Origin of the sequence: Massilia scottii (genome assembly GCF_030846495.1) — a bacterium.
GTDB classification, from domain to species: Bacteria; Pseudomonadota; Gammaproteobacteria; order Burkholderiales; family Burkholderiaceae_D; genus Telluria_A; species Telluria_A violaceinigra.
Window position 1 is genome coordinate 1 of the sequence record NZ_JAVCWM010000048.1, and the last position, 17853, is coordinate 17853.

12 protein-coding genes are annotated in these 17853 nt (G+C 61.9%); 7 read left to right on the top strand and 5 right to left on the bottom strand.

Going from position 1 to position 17853, the window contains the following annotated elements:
* Positions 1–282: 282 nt before the first annotated feature.
* Positions 283–1623 carry an ISL3 family transposase gene (locus RBA41_RS32635; protein ID WP_306628508.1) on the top strand — a complete coding sequence of 447 codons (1341 nt, stop codon included), beginning with the start codon at positions 283–285 and terminating at the stop codon, positions 1621–1623.
* Here the strand turns inward: RBA41_RS32635 and RBA41_RS33560 are convergent.
* From RBA41_RS33560 to RBA41_RS32645, 3 genes are all read right to left on the bottom strand, one after another.
* Positions 1528–1734, bottom strand: coding sequence for a DUF4184 family protein (locus RBA41_RS33560; RefSeq protein WP_374709637.1), 207 nt, complete (start codon positions 1732–1734; stop codon positions 1528–1530). The two genes, RBA41_RS32635 and RBA41_RS33560, sit on opposite strands and share 96 nt — an antisense overlap.
* Positions 1735–1880: 146 nt before the next feature.
* Positions 1881–4289, bottom strand: coding sequence for an NACHT domain-containing protein (locus RBA41_RS32640; protein ID WP_306628509.1), 2409 nt, complete (start codon positions 4287–4289; stop codon positions 1881–1883).
* Positions 4290–4545: 256 nt separating this feature from the next.
* On the bottom strand, positions 4546–5010 hold the full coding sequence (locus tag RBA41_RS32645) for an Rrf2 family transcriptional regulator (RefSeq protein WP_510184560.1): 465 nt from the start codon (positions 5008–5010) through the stop codon (positions 4546–4548).
* 165 nt (positions 5011–5175) lie between these two features.
* Here RBA41_RS32645 and RBA41_RS32650 point away from each other — a divergent pair, with 165 nt between their 5' ends.
* From RBA41_RS32650 to RBA41_RS32675, 6 genes are all read left to right on the top strand, one after another.
* A complete protein-coding gene (locus RBA41_RS32650) occupies positions 5176–6366 on the top strand; it encodes an acyl-CoA dehydrogenase family protein (RefSeq protein ID WP_306628511.1) in 1191 nt (396 codons plus the stop codon).
* 10 nt (positions 6367–6376) lie between these two features.
* A complete protein-coding gene (locus tag RBA41_RS32655; protein ID WP_306628512.1) occupies positions 6377–7522 on the top strand; it encodes an acyl-CoA dehydrogenase family protein in 1146 nt (381 codons plus the stop codon).
* Positions 7519–7989 carry a MaoC family dehydratase gene (locus tag RBA41_RS32660; protein ID WP_306628513.1) on the top strand — a complete coding sequence of 157 codons (471 nt, stop codon included), beginning with the start codon at positions 7519–7521 and terminating at the stop codon, positions 7987–7989. Before RBA41_RS32655 ends, RBA41_RS32660 begins: the two co-directional genes overlap by 4 nt.
* Positions 7982–8437, top strand: a complete 456-nt coding sequence (locus RBA41_RS32665) for a MaoC family dehydratase (protein WP_306628514.1) — start codon at positions 7982–7984, stop codon at positions 8435–8437. The genes RBA41_RS32660 and RBA41_RS32665 overlap by 8 nt, the downstream gene beginning before the upstream one ends.
* 157 nt (positions 8438–8594) lie before the next feature.
* Positions 8595–10286, top strand: a complete 1692-nt coding sequence (locus RBA41_RS32670) for a methyl-accepting chemotaxis protein (protein ID WP_306628515.1) — start codon at positions 8595–8597, stop codon at positions 10284–10286.
* A 272-nt stretch (positions 10287–10558) separates the two neighbouring features.
* Complete coding sequence (locus RBA41_RS32675) at positions 10559–12187, top strand: methyl-accepting chemotaxis protein (protein WP_306628516.1); 1629 nt, start codon at positions 10559–10561, stop codon at positions 12185–12187.
* On the opposite strand, the gene RBA41_RS32680 is transcribed toward RBA41_RS32675, so the two are convergent.
* Together RBA41_RS32680 and RBA41_RS32685 are read right to left on the bottom strand one after the other, a co-directional pair.
* Complete coding sequence (locus RBA41_RS32680) at positions 12173–13093, bottom strand: diguanylate cyclase (RefSeq protein WP_306628517.1); 921 nt, start codon at positions 13091–13093, stop codon at positions 12173–12175. The genes RBA41_RS32675 and RBA41_RS32680 overlap by 15 nt on opposite strands.
* The gene (locus tag RBA41_RS32685; protein WP_306628518.1) at positions 13090–17634 is read right to left on the bottom strand and encodes a response regulator; all 4545 of its coding nucleotides are present in this window, start codon (positions 17632–17634) and stop codon (positions 13090–13092) included. Before RBA41_RS32685 ends, RBA41_RS32680 begins: the two co-directional genes overlap by 4 nt.
* Between the last annotated feature and the right edge of the window lie 219 nt (positions 17635–17853).

The window sequence follows — 17853 nt, forward strand, 5'->3', positions numbered from 1 at the left end:
CGGCAGTTTATGAAACATTCAGGCTATATCGGCTACCCGCTGGGAACGCCAAATATCATCGTGACATTGCATTGCTCGGCGTCGGTGCCGCCTGGCTCGGAACAGGGTCAAGGGCGGGTTGCGCGAAGCGCGGCCCGGCGAAGCGAACCCTTGACGCTGTGTAGGGCCGATACGCTGGGTCATGGCCGTCGACATGGCATGCCGTGGCGACGACCATGCAGACGCAATGGACGACGTGCCAGGCCACAGCAATAACCGTCTTCTTAATTTGAGGTAGCAGTAATGAGTATTGGTGTCGAAGCTCTGTTTACGTCCGCGCTGGGATTAAAATCGCCGTGGGAAGTGGTCAAGGTCGACCTCGATACCGCCAAACGGAGAATCGATTTCGAAGTCGCCTGCAATGCCAAGCAGCTGCCATGCCCTGCCTGCGGCGTGAACGGGCAAGGCATTCATGACAGGGTCAGACGCGACTGGAGGCATCTCGACTTTTTTCAGCATGAGGCTTGGCTGCACGCCGACGTGCCGCGCGTTGATTGTGGCGCCTGCGGCAAGACCACGATGGCGGAGGCGCCGTGGGCGCGCCCTGGCAGTGGCTTTACGCTTCTGTTTGAAGCGTTCGCCTTGTCGCTGTGCCAGTCCATGCCGGTTGCGCATGCCGCCGCCCTGTTGCGGGTCAACTCGAAGCAGTTGTGGCGCCGTATCGAGCACTACGTTGACGTGGCGCATGCGCAGGAGAACATGAGCGGCGTTGCCGTCGTCGGCATCGACGATTTGAGTTTCAGGCGCGGCCAAGACTATGTCACGGTCGTGCATGACCTGGAGGCGAAGCGGTTGTTGTTCATGACCGAGGGCCGAAAGCACGGCACGGTCATCGAATTCAAAGCCGATTTGATCGCCCATGGAGGCAACCCGGATGACATCAAGCATGTCTGCATGGACATGAGCGCAGCCTACACCAAGGGGGTGACCGAGATGCTGCCGCAAGCCCAGATCAGTTTCGACCGGTTTCATGTGATCGCCCTGGCCAACGAGGCGATGGACGCCGTGCGGCGCGAAGAGATGCGAGACCAGCCCCGCGTCGTGCGCGCCGCCATGGGAACGCAGCGCAAAGCACTCAAGGGCATGTTCTGGGGCATGCGCAAAGACCATTCCGACTGGAGCGTCGATCAAATCAACACGATGTATCGCTTGCAGCGTTCGAACCTTAAGAGCGCCCGCGCATGGCGCCTGAAAGAGGGACTGCGCTCGACCTACGCTGCTGGCGTCACCAGCAACTGTCCTGAGAGAGCCGAGGCGGCCCTGAAGAGCTGGATGTCGTGGGCACGGCGCAGTCGGCTTGAACCGTTCAAAAAGCTCACCACCACGCTCAAGGATCGCATGGCTGGCGTTGTGCGCGGCATGCTCGACGGGCGCAGCAATGCCTATGTCGAGGCGATGAATGGCATGCTCCAGCAGGTCAAGCGGGCTGCGCGTGGATTCCGAACCGTGAAGAACTTCGTCGCCATCGCCTACCTCCGCATGTCCAAACTAAAGAATCTGCCGCAGAATCCCATGCAACCGGCCGCGCCGATTCGATCTACCATTTACCGCGCTGGCCGTCCATTTCCACTCAAAACGGCATAGAGCCAAATCGGGCGCCATGCTGCCGATGACGAGCGCAGGCAGGGAGGTGAAACGCGGTGCGCAGCGATGCAGCGGAATCACGATGGCTGAGTGGCAGAAGGTAAATGGCATTTAGTGCAATCAATCGGGGGCGTTTATTCTAATAAAATGTCCGCATAGGAAATCACTGTATTGTCTCGAGGAGTCTTACTCTGGCTTTTTTACCGCTATTTAGTTCTGAGCAATCATGCAACGTTGCTTAAAATTTAGTCGTTTTTCTACGTTTCGTTCGCTGAATTCGTTGAAGAAGTCATTCTTTTTTTCGTTTGGGTTTTGAGGGACGTTTGTTTTTTTGCATGCAGCATGCTCGGTGCGAGTATAAACTCATCTCCTTTGCGATCATAAATCGACCTGAATTGTTTTACATTTGTCTGATTTATATTTTTCTCAATAAATTCACATGGGATTTCAATGAGTCTAATTCTTTTATTGCCGGGCAAACCTACAAAGCCCAGCGTTTTTAACCAGCGATTTAGAATAGAGTGAATCTCTTTCGCGTTAATTAAAACCCAATCTCCCGTTAATAGACGTATTTTTCTAGTTTGTTTGCGGAGTATTTCACCAATCGCCCCAAATCTTTCATTTTGAATAATTAACGGTTGAGCGTCTTCGTTTAATTTTTCATCGTAGAATTCTGAGCTATCACTATTTAATCCAGATAACATTCGTTCCCAAGAGCGACTTATAAATTCAACAGGGATCATTGAGGCTGCATCAGGCATGTCATATATTATTTCTAAATAGACGAATCCGGCGGCGGCTGACGAATTATTTTGGCCAGAGGTAATTATTTTTCCAAGCCAGAGCCGAAATTCTTCGCTGTGTTCATTGTTTTGTTCTGAATTCCATACTATGAAAACGTCACGCGAAGTTATTTCCGAAACGGACTTTTTATAAATAAGCTCCACCAAAGAAGTGGATGAGGAAAGTAATTCTATTATTCCTGAACGTATCGAAAGGCCTTGTTCATCATTTAACACCGAATAGATGAAATCTAGGTAATTTTGCTCTCTTGACTCTCGCAAAAAGCCGATGACGTCTTCATTCAGCGCTAGATTAAGATCGCTTAATGAAACTGGAGATATTTTGCTCAGTGAGGTTATATGTGATGCCACTAAAAATTCATGAAATGAACGATGAGCAAAATATAGAAAATTGGAATCTTTTTCCTCTGTTAGTGACGAAATTAGGTATTCGGTTCGCTTGGCTTGATAGTCAATGGCTTGCCCATCAGATAAACCATCCAATAGTGAGTTTGGTACTTCTTCCCTCAAGAACGTACCTTGGATTCCTGGCTTTGTCCATGACCACCATGCCAAGTTACACAAAAACCGGTGTCTATCTGCAGCCGGAATATAGCTTCTTGCCCGTTTTTCCTGATCTCGCTGGATAACTTCTTGGACAAAATCGTTATAGAGTTGAAATCTGCTGATTCCTTTAAATGTGTAGTTGGGATCGGCTGCGAGCAGTCCTACAATGCGTGTTTGCACCGGACGCTGTAAAATATCGTCGTCAATATCATTTATAACCTCTGCGATGCGGTTAACTCTAATATTCTTGTCGGATAATTCGCTACTTTTGCATTTTAGAAAGCCATCAAGAAAAACTTCCTGCTCTTCACGGTTGAAAAATGAAAGTTTTCTTTCTTTCCAAGGAGGGAAGTCAGAATTGAAGAAAGACTGATCGCCTAGCCTTGATAGGCCGCGTATTAATAAGTTACTGGATTCGGAGGTGAACGCGTTGGGGCGACCTAAGAGAAGAACCTTAGCATTTGGAGCGCGGAGTTTGTTGAACTCTCGAAAATTGGCACGGAAATCGTGCTCGGTCATTGCGTGCTTCATCTCATCAAAACCGTCTAATATTATTAGCAATCGTCCAGCAACATTTAGTTGCATAAGAGTCTTATACGAATAGCCTTCCAATGAATATCTTGATGTGAAATGTTTCCCAAAGAGCCCCGCAAGCTCTGTTTCATGAACTACTTGACCTAAAGGTAATAATATTGGCAGGCGTTCACACTCTGGCGCACGCAGATATCTCAAAGCTTGTTCGGACGCAACCCGTTTCGCCAAGCTACTTTTGCCAAGTCCGTAACCCCCCAATATCGCCAATCCTGTATCGTCGGTTAGCGGAGAGTTGATCCACGCCTGAACATTATCGAATGCTGTGCCTTCTACGGCTTCGAATCGCCCCTCCACATAATATTCATGAATCTCATCAGCAGCAAATTCTTCAGCTAGTGCTTGTATATATGGTGCAAGTCCGACAAGCCAGCTTTCCAGTTCTGTCACCGTCATGAATCTCAAATTTCTTGCTTTTTCAATATATTGCCGCGATGCAGCTTCTACATGACGATTTGAGACGATAAGAAGCAAATTAATATCGTTATTGTCCAAAGCTAATTGATAGTCGCTAAGAATTTTTGAAAAATCACTTGTGTTCAATGAGCGGTTATAGTTCTTGCACTCAACTGCCACTTTGATTCGTTTTCCAAGTTCCATCATAGAAAAAACAATGTCGGCATTCTTCCACGCAACTTTTCCCTCGGTGTACGCATCGGGAAATTTGCTTTTCAACATACTCAATATATAATCCCGAAATGTGTCTCCAGTCGATTTTGAATTCATTTAAGTATATATCCTAAGCAAGATGTAATGAGGCATAAGGCCGATACTTGTTCACGGTTTTTGGTTGGCGTGAAAAACTTCTGGAGACTTGCTAATTGGCGTGAGAATGCAAGTCGCCGACCGTGTGCCCTTTGCACAGGAAAATCATTGTGCAAGTGTACATGAGCGGAGCCTGGTATCGGGAAGTCTGCGTTCCCAAGCCATTAGTATAGGTTTCTCGACGTTTTTGGTGCGCGATAGCAGTTATTTGGTTCAGTCATGGGCGCGGTGCCGGTTGGTCCAGTCCCACCTGACTGCCCGCAACGCACAACCGGTCGAACTGCTGCGCCAGGTCCGCCAGCACGACATTGCCCAGGCTCTCGATCAGAATCGCCTCCGCCCGCCGCAGCGCGTCTCCCAGCGCCTGGTTGACCACCTGCTCAACGGCACAATTTGGATGATCGTTATCCACCCCAATGGCAAACAGATGCGGCCCGCCCACCGCCCGATGAATGTCCAGCAGCGTCACCGACCGCAAATCGCACGCCATCGACCAGCCGCCGTGCTTGCCCGCACCGGACGTCACATAACCCGCTTCGCGCAAGCCGGCCATGGTGCGCCGCACCACCACGGGATTGGTATCGAGCATTTTCGCGATGTGTTCCGAGGTCAAAGGTCCGTCATGCCTGGCCATGTGCAGCAGCACATGGAGCACGCGGGAAAGGCGGCTGTCTGTTCTCATTGAATTGTCGCTCGAGGTGATCTGGACGCACAGTTTACCGCCTCGCGGCATGCCGCGTGGGCCGATATTGAGGCCGGCAAAAGCCGTCTTCCCGGCGCGATTTTTTCGGGTACAATCATTGTGAACGGTCGTGCTATTTTTAGGCGATAACAACAAGGAGACTGTATGGACCTGAACTATACGAGCGAGGACCTGGCGTTCCGCGACCAAGCGCGCGCCTTCCTCGACGCCAATCTTCCGGCCGATCTGCAGCAAAAGGTGCGCAAGCACCTGCGCCTGTCGAAGGACGATTACGTGCGCTGGCACCAGAGGCTGGCCAAACAGGGCTGGGTGGCGCCGGGCTGGCCCGCCGAATTCGGCGGCCCCGGCTGGAGCGCCGTGCAGCGCCACATCTGGGAAGAAGAATGCGCCCGCGCCGGCACCCCGCCGATCCTGCCGTTTGGCGTGAATATGGTCGCCCCGGTCATCATGGCCTTCGGCAGCGACGAACAGAAAGCCCACTTCCTGCCGCGTATCCTGTCGTGCGCAGACTGGTGGTGCCAGGGCTACTCGGAACCGGGCGCCGGCTCCGACCTTGCTTCGCTCAAGACCACCGCCGAACGCGATGGCGACTTTTACGTGGTCAACGGCCAGAAAACCTGGACCACCCTGGCCCAGCATGCCGACATGATCTTTTGCCTGGTGCGCACCGACAGCGGCGTGCGCAAGCAGGAAGGCATCTCCTTCCTCCTGATCGACATGCACAGCCCCGGCGTGACCGTCCGCCCGATCATCATGCTCGACGAAGACCACGAAGTGAACGAAGTCTTTTTCGATAACGTGCGTGTGCCGGTGCAAAACCTGGTCGGCAAGGAAAACAAGGGCTGGACCTACGCCAAATACCTGCTCGGCCACGAACGCACCGGCATCGCCGCCGTGGGCCGCTCCAAGCGCGAACTGGCCACGCTCAAGCGCATCGCCGCGCAGCGCAGCAAGAACGGCAAGCCGCTGATCGACGACCCGCTGTTCGCCGCCAAGGTGGCCACCCTCGAAATCGAACTGATGGCGCTGGAGATGACCGTCATGCGCGTGCTGGCGCAGGAACACAAGGCGCCCGGTCCGGAAGCGTCGGTGCTCAAGGTGCGCGGCACCGACATCCAGCAGACGCTGACCGAACTGATGGTCGAAGCGGTCGGCCCGATGGCGCTGCCGTTCGACCCCGCCTATCTCGAATCGGAGACGCCGCACAGCGTGTTCGGCGATGACGATGCCGCGCCGCTGGCCGCGCACTACTTCAATTTCCGCAAGACCTCCATCTATGGCGGCTCGAACGAGATTCAACGCAATATCATCACCCAGATGATCCTGGGCCTGTGAGGGACTGAACATGGATTTCAACTTCAAGGAAGAACAGCTGGCCTTCGCCGATGCCCTCAAGCGCTGGGTGACCAAGGACTACAGCTTCGAGGCGCGCAAGAAGATCGTTCATTCAAGCGAGGGCACCTCGGACGCCGCATGGGCCGCGCTGGCAGAACTGGGCATGCTGGCCTTGCCGGTGCCGGAAGAGCAGGGCGGCTTCAATGGCACGGCGGTCGACATGTTCGTCGTCATGCAGGAGCTGGGGCGCGGACTGGTGGTCGAACCGTATTTCGCCACCGTGCTCGGTGCGCATTTCCTCGCCTTGGGCGGCAAGCATCCCGACCTGCTGGCGCAAGTGGCTGGCGGCGAACTCAAACTGGCCTGCGCGCTGGCTGAAAAACAGTCGCGCCACGACCTGTCCGACATCGCCACCACGGCGCTGGCCAATGGCGGCGGCTACGCGCTCAATGGCCACAAGAGCGTGGTGATTCACGGCGCCCAGGCCGGCAGCCTAATTGTCTCGGCGCGCAGCAGCGGCCCCCAGCGCGGCGTGGACGGCGTATCGCTGTTCGTGGTGCCGCTGGACGCCGCCGGCGTCACCGTGCGCGACTACCGCACGCTCGACGGCCAGCGCGCCGCCGACATCACCTTCGCCGATGTCCAGGTCCCGCTCGAGAACCTGATCGGCCTTGAAGGCCAGGCCTGGGACCTGCTCGACGCCGGCGCCGACTACGGCGCCGGCCTGCTGTGCGCCGAAGCGCTGGGCGCGATGGAAGCCATTTTTGCCGCCACGCTCGACTACCTCAAGACGCGCACCCAGTTCGGCGCGCCGATCGGCAAATTCCAGGCGCTGCAGCATCGCATGGCCGACATGTACATTCACCTGGAGCAGGCGCGCTCGATGGCGCTGCTGGCCGCGGTGCGCCTTGGGTCAAGCGATGCCGAAGAGCGCCGCCGCACCGTGTCGGCGGCCAAGTTCCGCGTCGGCCAGGCGCTCAAGTTCGTCGGCCAGCAGGCGGTCCAGCTGCACGGCGGCATGGGCGTGACCGACGAACTGCCGGCCGCGCACCACTTCAAGCGCCTGACCATGATCGAACTCTCGCTGGGCGACTCCGACCACCACCTGCAGCGCTTCATCGCGCAGCCGGGTTTCGCGGCGGGTGACATGGCATGACCAGGACCGCATGGTATTTCGAGGACTTTTACGTCGGCCAGGAGATTCCGGTTGGCAGCCGCACCGTGACGGAGGAAGAAATCATCGCCTTTGCCACCCAGTTCGACCCGCAGCCTTTCCACGTCGACCACGACGCGGCCGCGGCGTCCATCTTCGGCGGCGTGATCGCCAGCGGCTGGCATACCTGCAGCATGATGATGCGCATGGTGGTCGACAGCGTGCTGGGCACCTCGTCGAGCATGGGCTCTCCGGGACTGGACAAGGTGCGCTGGCTGCAGCCGGTGCGCGCCGGCGACACGCTCACGGTCAGCTACATCACCACGGCGCTCAAGCCATCGAGCTCGCGCCCCGACCGCGGCGTGGTCTGGTCGACGTGGCGGGCCGTCAACCAGCACGGCGAGGTGGCATGCACGATCGAAGGCATGGGCATGTTCGGGCGCCGCCCGAAGGAGGACGGCGATGCGTGAATTTGCCAGCCTGGCCGAGATGCAGGCGCTGGTGGGGCAGGAGCTGGCCGTGTCGGACTGGCTGGAAATCACCCAGGAGCGCGTGAACCTGTTCGCCGACGCCACCGACGACCACCAGTGGATCCACGTCGACCAGGAGCGCTGCGCGCGCGAGTCGCCCTTCGGCGGCCCGGTGGCGCATGGTTACCTGACGCTGTCGCTCATTTCCGGCCTGTTCGGCAGGGCGCTGCGCATGGTCGATGCGAAGATGGTCGTCAACTATGGCCTCAACAAGGTGCGCTTCCCGGCCCCGGTGCCGGTCGGCAGCCGCGTGCGCGCGCGCCTGACCTTGCAGCAGGTCGAATCCATCGAAGGCGGCGCGCAGCTCGAATGGAGCGTCGTCGTCGAGAACGAGGGTGGCGCCAAACCGGTGTGCGTGGCCGAACTGCTGATGCGCCGCTACTCCTGACCTCCCCGGCGGGGCCGTCGGTCCCGCCATCTGCACCTCCCCACTTGACACCGCAACTATCAATATGCACGGGCCAATCCCGGCCGCGTATGGGACTAGTATGGGCTGACGGGTAGCTGTCCTTGTTCTGTCGTGTGCTCATCAGCCAGGAGTCCGGATGAAAATTGCGAACTTGAAGATCGGTGTTCGTCTGGGGGCCGGTTTTGGCCTTGTGCTGCTGCTGATGGGGGCCTTGCTCGCCACCGGCATCACCTTGCTCAACAGCGCTGGCGAGAGCACCGCCCGGATGGTCGACCACGAGTGGGTCAAGGCCGAAGCGGCCAACGAGATCAACGTCGGCACGCGCGCCAATGCGCGCAGGACGCTCGAACTGTTCATCGTCACCGACCCGGCGCAGCTGGCCAACATCCACCAGCGCATCGAAGTGAACAAGAAGCTGATCTCCGCCGCGCTGGCGACGCTCGAGAAGCTGATCGATTCACGCGACGGCCGCGAACTGCTGGCCAGGGTGATGCGCGAGCGCGCCGTCTACGTCGTCTCGTTCTCGCGCGTCGACAAACTGATCGCCGAAGGCAAGCACGACGAAGCGTCGACCCTGATGCGCTCGGAGACGCTGCCGGCGCTCGACGCGCTGCAAACGTCCATCACCACCCTGGCCGCCATGCAAAAGCGGCTAGCCGAAGCGGCCAGCGCCGCTGTCGAAGAAAGCATTGCCGAGGCCCGCACAATGATGCTGTGGCAGGGCGCGCTGGCGCTCCTGATCGGCGTGGTGGCCGCATGGTGGATCACGCGTTCGATCACGCGGCCGATCAATGACGCGGTCAAGGTGGCCAGGACCGTGGCGGCCGGAGACCTGAGCGCCCACATTGCGCCCGGATCGTCGAGCGAGACGGGGCAGCTGCTGCATGCCCTGGGCGACATGAACGCCGGCTTGCGCAATATCGTCAGCCAGGTGCGCAGCGGCACCGATGCGATTGCGACGGCGTCGAGCCAGATCGCCAGCGGCAACTTCGACCTGTCCACGCGCACCGAGCAGCAAGCCAGTTCGCTGGAAGAGACGGCGTCGTCGATGGAGCAGCTGACGTCGACCGTGAAGCAGAATGCCGACAATGCGCGCCAGGCCAACCAGCTGGCCATCTCGGCCTCGCACGTGGCGGTGCAGGGCGGTTCGGTGGTGGCGCAGGTGGTCGACACGATGGGGTCGATCAACGAATCCTCGCGCAAGATTGTCGATATCATCAGCGTGATCGAAGGGATCGCGTTCCAGACCAATATCCTGGCGCTCAACGCGGCGGTGGAAGCGGCGCGTGCGGGCGAGCAGGGGCGCGGCTTCGCGGTGGTGGCCAGCGAGGTGCGCAACCTGGCGCAGCGCTCGGCGGCGGCGGCCAAGGAAATCAAGATGCTGATCGACGACTCGGTGGACAAGGTCGCGCAGGGCAGCGAGCTGGTTGACCGGGCCGGATCGACCATGCAGGCGATTGTCACGAGTATCAAGAGCGTGGCCGACATGATGGGCGAGATCACGGCGGCCAGCGTCGAGCAGACGGCCGGGATCGAGCAGATCAACCGGGCGATCACGCAGATGGACGAGGTAACGCAGCAAAATGCCGCGCTGGTGGAAGAAGCCGCAGCCGCCGCCGGAGCGCTGCAGGATCAGGCGGGAACGCTGGCTGGCGTGGTCAGCGTATTCAAGCTGCCGGCCGGCGTGGCGGAAGGACGGGCCAAGCCGGCGCCGCGCAAGGTGGAGGCGAGGGTGCCGGTGGAGCGGCCCAGGCAAGCGGCCAGTCCCGCAGGCGCGCGCAAGCGCGAGGTGGCCGCCGCGGGCACGGACGATTGGGAGGAGTTCTGAACAGCCGTTCGCCCGACCTGCCCCGTGGAGCATGCCCGCAAACTTCACATTCCTTGATCTGGATTGGTTGACGCACCCGAACTGACGGCATACAATTTCCACGTAGCAACATTGATTACATGGCAGTGGCGCCGCATGCATGGCCGCGTCTGCCGTTCCTCGCCTTTTCCCGTCCGCCCCAGACCTGCGGGCGGGATCACATGCTAATCCTTTCCATTAACGTCGCGGCGTTCAGCCAGCGCTGGCGCGCCCGCATTACCCGGGGTTGTCGGATGAATATTGCAAACTTACGAATTGGGGCGCGCCTGGGCGGCGCTTTCGGAATCATCCTGCTGATCATGGCGGCCCTGATCGCCACGGCGCTCACGATGCTTGCCAACATCAGCGCCGTCAGCAGCAACATGATGGAGCGCGACATGGTCCAGGCCGATGCGGCCAACGTCATCAACATCGGCACCCGCGCCAACGCGCGCGCCACGCTTGAATTGTTCATCGCGCCCGATGCCGCCTACAGCGCCAGGGTGCGCGACAAGATCGAGGCGAACAAGAGAGACATTACCGGCGCCATCGCGGTACTCGACAAACTGGCCAGCGGCGCCGAAGGCAGGGAATTGCTGGCCAGGATCAAGGCCGAGCGCGTGGTCTATGTCGGCTCGTTCGCCAGGGTCAGCAAGCAGATCGCCGCGCAGGAGCGCGACGCGGCCAGCGCCACCATGCTGGGCGAAACCCTGCCGGCGCTCGACACCTTGCAGGACTCGGTGACGCGGCTGGCCGGCCTGCAAAAAAAGCTGGTGGGCGAGGCCGGCCAAGGCATCGAAGAAAGCGCGGTCCTGGCGCGCAAGGCCATGCTGGTACTGGGCCTGGCGGCGCTGCTCGTTGGCGCCATGTCCGGCTGGTGGATTACCCGTTCCATCACCGGGCCGATCGCCAGGGCGGTGCAGCTTGCGAAGACGGTCGCCGCCGGCGACCTGACCAGCGACATCGCGGTGCGCTCGGGCGACGAAACGGGGCAGTTGATGCAAGCGCTCAGCGAGATGAACGGCAGCCTGCAGGACATCGTCGGCCAGGTGCGCAGCGGCACCGATGCCATTGCGACGGCGTCGGGCCAGATCGCCAGCGGCAACCTCGATCTGTCGGCGCGCACCGAGCAGCAAGCCGGTTCGCTCGAAGAGACCGCGTCGTCGATGGAAGAACTGACGTCGACCGTCAAGCAGAATGCCGACAATGCGCGCCAGGCCAACCAGCTGGCCGTGTCGGCCTCGCACGTGGCGCTGCAGGGTGGTGCCGTGGTGGCGCAGGTGGTCGACACGATGGGGGCGATCAACGAATCGTCGCGCAAGATTGTCGACATCATCGGCGTGATCGAAGGGATCGCGTTCCAGACCAATATCCTGGCGCTCAACGCGGCGGTGGAAGCGGCGCGCGCGGGCGAGCAGGGGCGCGGCTTCGCGGTTGTCGCCAGCGAGGTGCGCAACCTGGCGCAGCGCTCGGCGGCGGCGGCCAAGGAAATCAAGACGCTGATCGGCGACTCGGTGAACAAGGTCGCGCTGGGCAGCGAGCTGGTCGACCGGGCCGGGACGAGCATGCAGGCGATCGTCACCAGTACCAGGAGCGTGGCCGACATGATGGGCGAAATCACGGCGGCGAGCGTGGAGCAGACGGCCGGGATCGAGCAGATCAACCGGGCCATTACGCAGATGGACGAGGTGACGCAGCAAAATGCGGCGCTGGTGGAGCAAGCCGCGGCCGCCGCCGCGGCGCTGCAGGATCAGGCGGGAACGCTCGCCGGGGTGGTCAGCGTATTCAAGCTGCCGGCGGGCGTGGTGGAAGGCAGGGCCAGGCCGGCGCCGCGCGCGGGGGCGGCGCGGGGCGGCGCAAAGCGCGCCCTAATCCCTTTGTAAACAATACCGGTTGCGCCCACCCGCCTTGGCCTCGTACAAAAGGGCGTCGGCCTCCTTGATCAGCACACCCGGCGGCAGGCCATCGGCCGGCATCAGGCTGGCCACACCCATGCTCAGGGTCAGCCACGGCGAGGCGCCCGATTTTTCGTGCGGGATGGCCAGCAGCGCGATCTCGTCGAGCAGTTTCCTGGCCACCACCTCGGCGCCGCGCTTGTCTTCCTGCGGCAGCAGGATCACGAATTCCTCGCCGCCGTAGCGCGCCACCAGATCCTGCGGGCGCGCCGCCGCGCGCCGCATCGCGCCTCCCACCTGCACCAGGCTGTCGTCGCCGGCCTGATGGCCATACGCGTCGTTGTACGCCTTGAAATGGTCGATATCGGCGATGATCAGCGCGATCGGCATGCGGGCGCGCGCGCAGCGCCGCCATTCCGTATCCATCGCTTCGTCGAAGCCGCGCCGGTTGGCCACCCCGGTCAGGCCGTCGGTCAGGGTCAGCTCGCGCAGCGCATCGCTCTGGCGCTTGACCGTCAGCTGGGTGCGCACGCGCGCCCGCACCACCGCCGCGTTGACCGGCTTGGTGATGAAATCGGCGGCGCCGGCTTCGAGCGCGCGCGTTTCATCCTCGGGCGTCTTGAGCGCCGTGACGAAAATGATGGGAATGTCGCGCGTCGCCCCCGACTCGCGCAAGGCCCGGCACACCGCGTAACCATCCATGTCTGGCATCATCGCGTCGAGCAGGATCAGGTCCGGGCGCTGGTTCTGGGCGATATGCAGCGCCTTGGCGCCGTTCATCGCGAACAGCACGTCGTGCTCGTCCTGCAAGGCCTGGTGCAGGATCTGGATGTTTTCCATCGCGTCGTCGACGATCAGGATACGCCCGTTCCTCGCCATATCGGTCCAACTCATGCATGGTCCCTTCGTTTCAAAATCTCCTGCACCTGCAGCGCGGCGTTGGCAAAGCCGAGCGTGGCGACGGCATCGCCCAGCGCGCTCACCACCGCCGGGGCCAGGGCTGCGTCCAGAACCGGACGCAGTGCGTCAAATGCCGCCATGGCCTTCAGATTGTTATTCTGAAGCAAACTCAGAAGATCCGCCAGCGCCGCGTTTATTTGCAGGGGGTCTTGTGCCCCCGGCGGCACACCGGATGCCGCCGGCGCGGGCAGGGCGCGCGCGGTCTCGAACACCGCCTGCAGCGCCTTGTCGAGCGCCCCCAGGCGCACCGTCAGTTCGGCGCTGCCGGCCCCGCGCAAGGCTTGTTCAAAATCGAAGGCCAGCGCCGCCAGCTCGCTCGCCCCCAAGTTGGCCGCCACGCCGCGCAGGCGATGCACCAGCTGGATCGCCTCCTGGCGCTCCTCGCCGCGCAGCAGCGCGCGCACCTCGTCCAGGGTCTGGCCCTGCGAACTCTCGAAGCGCTTGAACAAGGTGACAAAGTTATCGATATTGCCACCGAAGCGCGGCAGGGTCGATGCCAGGTCGATGCCCGGGATGTCGAGCGCGCGCACGCTGTCGGGCAGCGCGGCCTTGGGCGCATGCCCCATGCTTGCGGGCGCATGCGCTTCGCGCACGGCGCCGTCCGAGGTCACCCGGATCAGGGTGTCGACCAGGTTGTCCACGTCGATCGGCTTGGCCACATGGCCGTTCATGCCCGCCGCGATGGCATGGTGGCGGTCCTCTTCCATCGCGTTGGCGGTCATCGCAATGATCGGCAGCGCCTTGACGCCCATGCGCCGGATCGCTTCGGCCGCCTGGTAACCATTCATGACCGGCATCTGGATATCCATCAGCACCGCATCGTAGCGGCTGGGAGCATCGGCCAGCATGCTGACCGCGATGCGCCCGTTGCCCGCGATGTCGACCGCGGCGCCGGCGTGCAGCAGGATGTACTTCGCCACTTCCTGGTTGATCTGGTTATCCTCGACCAGCAGCACATACATGCCCTTCAGGCGGCCCGCCAGCGGCAGCTCGGGCGCCGCATCGGGCGCCGCTTTCCCGGTATGGAGTTCGATTGCCGTCGTGATCAGGGAAAGCCGCGTCACCGGCTTGCTCATGATGGCGTCCAGCTTCAGGTCTTCCTGCAGCGCCACCAGCTGCTCGCGCGCGCTCTCGGCCACCATCAGCGCGCAGCGCGGCATGACGATGGCCGGATCGGCGCGCGCGAAAGTCAGCACCGCGATGCCGTCCAGCTCCGCCATCGCCGTATCGAGGAACATCAGATCGTAGGGAACCCCGGCGCGGCCGGCCGCGCGCAGCAGTTCGAGCGCCTCGGCGCCGCTGGCGGCACTGTCGACCACCCATCCGAAGCTGGCGCACAGGCGGGCGACGGCCTCGCGCGCGCTGCGGTTGTCGTCCACCACCAGCACGGAGTGCACCGCGCCGGCCGGCAGCGCAGGGAGCACCGGCAGCACGGCCGCGTCGTCGGCATGCGCCGCGCCGAAGGCCGAATCGAAATGGAACTCGGCGCCGGCGCCAAGTTCGCTGCGCACGCCCAGCGTGCCGCCCATCAGCCCCACCAGGCGGCGGCAGATCGCCAGTCCCAGCCCGGTGCCGCCGTATTTGCGGCTGGTCGAGGTGTCGCCCTGCGAAAAGGCGTCGAACATGTGCGCCTGCTGCTCGCGCGCGATGCCGATGCCGCTGTCGCGTACCGCGAAATCGAGCACCACCACGCCATCGGCTTCGCCGCGGCGCGTGATCGACAGCACCACTTCGCCCTGTTCGGTGAACTTGATGGCGTTCCCGATCAGGTTCAGCAGCACCTGTTCGAGCCGCAGCGCGTCGCCCACCACAGTCAGCGGCACGTCCGGCGCCACCGCGTACACCAGCTCCACGCCCTTGTTCCAGGCGTTGGCCGACAGCAGCACCGAGATGCTGTCGAGGACCTGGCACAGCGCGAATGGCGACGATTCGAGCACCAGCTGGCCCGCTTCGATCTTGGAAAAATCGAGCACGTCGCTCAGGATGCCCATCAGCGAGCGGGTCGACATCTTGATCTTGGCGACATAACTGCGCTCGCGCCGTTCCAGCGACCCTTCTTCGAGCAGGCGCGCCAGCCCCATGATGGCATTCATCGGGGTGCGGATTTCGTGGCTCATATTGGCCAGGAACTGGCTTTTCGCGCTGCTGGCCGATTCGGCCCGTTCCAGCGCCTGGATCAGCTGCTCGTTGAGCGACTGCAGGCGCAACTCGGTGCGCTTGAGTTCCGAGACGTCCGAAATGAGCACGTAAAAGCCGCGTACCGCACCGTCTTCATCGAAGTCGGGGATGTAATTGGCCCAGGTATGGCGCACCTCGCCGGACGGCTCATGCAGGTCGCGCGCAAAATGGGTGGCCTTGCCGTCCAGGACCTCGCGCAGGTGCGGCGCGATGTCGGCCATCGTTTCGGGACCGAGGATATCGTCCATGCGCGTGCCGGTGATGCCGGCGGCACTGCGCCCGAACAGCTCCAGGTAGCGGCGGTTGGCGAACTGGCAGCGCAGTTCCGCGTCCCAGTAGGCCACCATGCCGGGCACGTTGTCGGTGACGGTGCGGATGAAGCGCTCGCTCTGTTCGAGCCGCTCGCTGGTGGCGCGCAGGGCCTTCTCGGCCGCCACGCGCTCGCTGATATCGCGCACGGTCGACTGCAAGATGCCCTTGCCGCCGATATTCACGCTGGTAAGCAGTACGTCGGCGTTGAACAGCGTGCCGTCGCGGCGCATGTGCAGCCACTCGAAATGGTGGCTGCCGGTTTCGATCGCGTAGCGGATGAACTGTTCGGCCTTCTCGTCGGAGCGGCGCCCGTCCGGCTGGAACTCGGGCGAGGTGGTGGCCGGCGACAGGGTCAGGAATTCCTCGATGGTGGCGCAGCCGTAGATGCGCACCGCGGCCTGGTTGCCGCCGATGAAACCGGCGCCCTGGGCGACCAGCATATGGGCGTCGCCCGACATTTCGTACAGCGCCCGGAACTGCTCGTTGACGTCGCGCAGGCGATCCGAGAGCAGTTTGCGTTCGCTGACATCGAGCACCACGGCGCTGATGCCGACCAGCGCGTGGTCGGGGCCGAACACCGGATGGTAGCTGGTCACCCAGTGGCTTTCCACATCGGGCGAGCCGGGCACCGAGCGCGATTCGTGCACCGACTTGATCGGCAGGCCGGTATCGCGCACCTGGCGGTACGCCTTCTCGAATTCGACGCCCAGGGGGCCGAGCAGCTCGGGCAGGGTGCGCCCCAGATGGGCGGCCACCGGCATCGCATTGACCGCCGCCAGGTACTCGTTGACCATGACGATGCGCAGGTCGGCGTCGAGCAGGGCCAGGCCCACCGGCGCGGTGGCGTACACGGTTTCGAGCAGGGCGTTGGCGCGTTCCAGTTCGCCGGTGCGTTCGGCGACCAGGGTTTCGAGGTCGTTGCGGTAGCGCTGCAGTTCGCCGTCCATGTGCTGCAGGGCGCCGGCCACGTCGGCCACTTCGCGGATCTGCATCGGCGGCAGCGCCATCGGCTCGCCGCGGCCGAGCGCCGCCGCCGGCGCGCACAGGGAACGCACCGAGCGCCCGATCACGCCGCCGATGGTCCACGCGGCGGCAAAGCCCACCACCAGCAGCGCGGCCACGCTGAGGAACACGCTGGCCAGCGCCTCGCGCATGGCTTCATAGGCCGCGTCGCGCGGCAGGGCGACCGTGGCGTACCAGCCACGCCTGGGTGAGCGCTGCAGGCTGGAGATGACGCGCACGCCTTCGCGCGAGGTCAGTTCCATCGTGCCGGCATTGGCGCGCCGCGCCAGGTCGGCCATTTCCGGGCGCGCCAGCGCGCCGATGAACTTCTCGGGAGCGATGCTGCGCGCGACAAAGATGTCGCTGCGGTCGAACAACTGGGCGTTCCAGCGCGGCGGCAGGCGCTGGTCGGCCAGCAGCTGGTTGAAGCGTTCGGGGCGCAACTGGGCCGACAGCACGTACACCACCTCGCCGTGGCGCCGCACCGGCACCTCGACCGAGACGGTGTAGGGCGCGCCCGGCATGCCGCGGTGCAGATCCGAGGTGGCGGCCAGGCCGCTGACGGCGACCTGGCGGATGGTCTCGACGTTGCCGTTCGGTGGCAGCGGCAGGCCGTGGGCGACGCGGGTATTGAGCAGCGGCTTGCCATCGAGGTCGCTCAGCACGAAGGCGTAGCCGGGGAATTCCGGGCCCAGGATGCTGCGCGCCTGATAGTGGAAGTCGGCCAGGTCGCCGCTGGTGAGGCTGGGCGAACTGGCCAGGGCGCGTGCCGCGGTTTCGCCGGCATCGAGATCGCGCTCGGCGGCCATGAGCACATTTTGCGCCAGCCGTTCGGCGTTGCGCAGCAGGTTCTGGTGCTCGCGCTGGAAGGAGTCGTAGGAGAGGGCGGCGAAGCCGATCAGGGTCGGCAAGGCGCAGGCGAGGACCAGCGTGGCGGTCTTCGAGCGGATGGACGGCAGGGTTGAACGTGATGAAAACGACACTGCCCGAGCCTCCGCCGCATCAAACGCGGCGCCGTGCACCGCTATGAGAACGATGGTAGCCGAGCAGGCGTTTTCTTCAAAGCACTTTACGCCAGCCGTGTGCGGCTATGCGTCTGCCATAACATCCAGCAACATTTCCTAACCGGGGTCAGACCTCCGATTCGAAACGTTTCCTAACCGGGGTCAGAGCTCCGATTAGAAACAAAAGTGTTCCGATTG

Coding starts and splice junctions, on each gene's coding strand:
- RBA41_RS32650 (WP_306628511.1), top strand. CDS start 5,176: ATGGACCTGAACTATACGAGCGAGGACCTGGCGTTCCGCGACCAAGCG.
- RBA41_RS32665 (WP_306628514.1), top strand. CDS start 7,982: ATGCGTGAATTTGCCAGCCTGGCCGAGATGCAGGCGCTGGTGGGGCAG.
- RBA41_RS32645 (WP_510184560.1), bottom strand. CDS start 5,010: ATGAGAACAGACAGCCGCCTTTCCCGCGTGCTCCATGTGCTGCTGCAC.
- RBA41_RS32675 (WP_306628516.1), top strand. CDS start 10,559: ATGAATATTGCAAACTTACGAATTGGGGCGCGCCTGGGCGGCGCTTTC.
- RBA41_RS32660 (WP_306628513.1), top strand. CDS start 7,519: ATGACCAGGACCGCATGGTATTTCGAGGACTTTTACGTCGGCCAGGAG.
- RBA41_RS32640 (WP_306628509.1), bottom strand. CDS start 4,289: ATGAATTCAAAATCGACTGGAGACACATTTCGGGATTATATATTGAGT.
- RBA41_RS33560 (WP_374709637.1), bottom strand. CDS start 1,734: ATGCCATTTACCTTCTGCCACTCAGCCATCGTGATTCCGCTGCATCGC.
- RBA41_RS32680 (WP_306628517.1), bottom strand. CDS start 13,093: ATGAGTTGGACCGATATGGCGAGGAACGGGCGTATCCTGATCGTCGAC.
- RBA41_RS32635 (WP_306628508.1), top strand. CDS start 283: ATGAGTATTGGTGTCGAAGCTCTGTTTACGTCCGCGCTGGGATTAAAA.
- RBA41_RS32655 (WP_306628512.1), top strand. CDS start 6,377: ATGGATTTCAACTTCAAGGAAGAACAGCTGGCCTTCGCCGATGCCCTC.
- RBA41_RS32670 (WP_306628515.1), top strand. CDS start 8,595: ATGAAAATTGCGAACTTGAAGATCGGTGTTCGTCTGGGGGCCGGTTTT.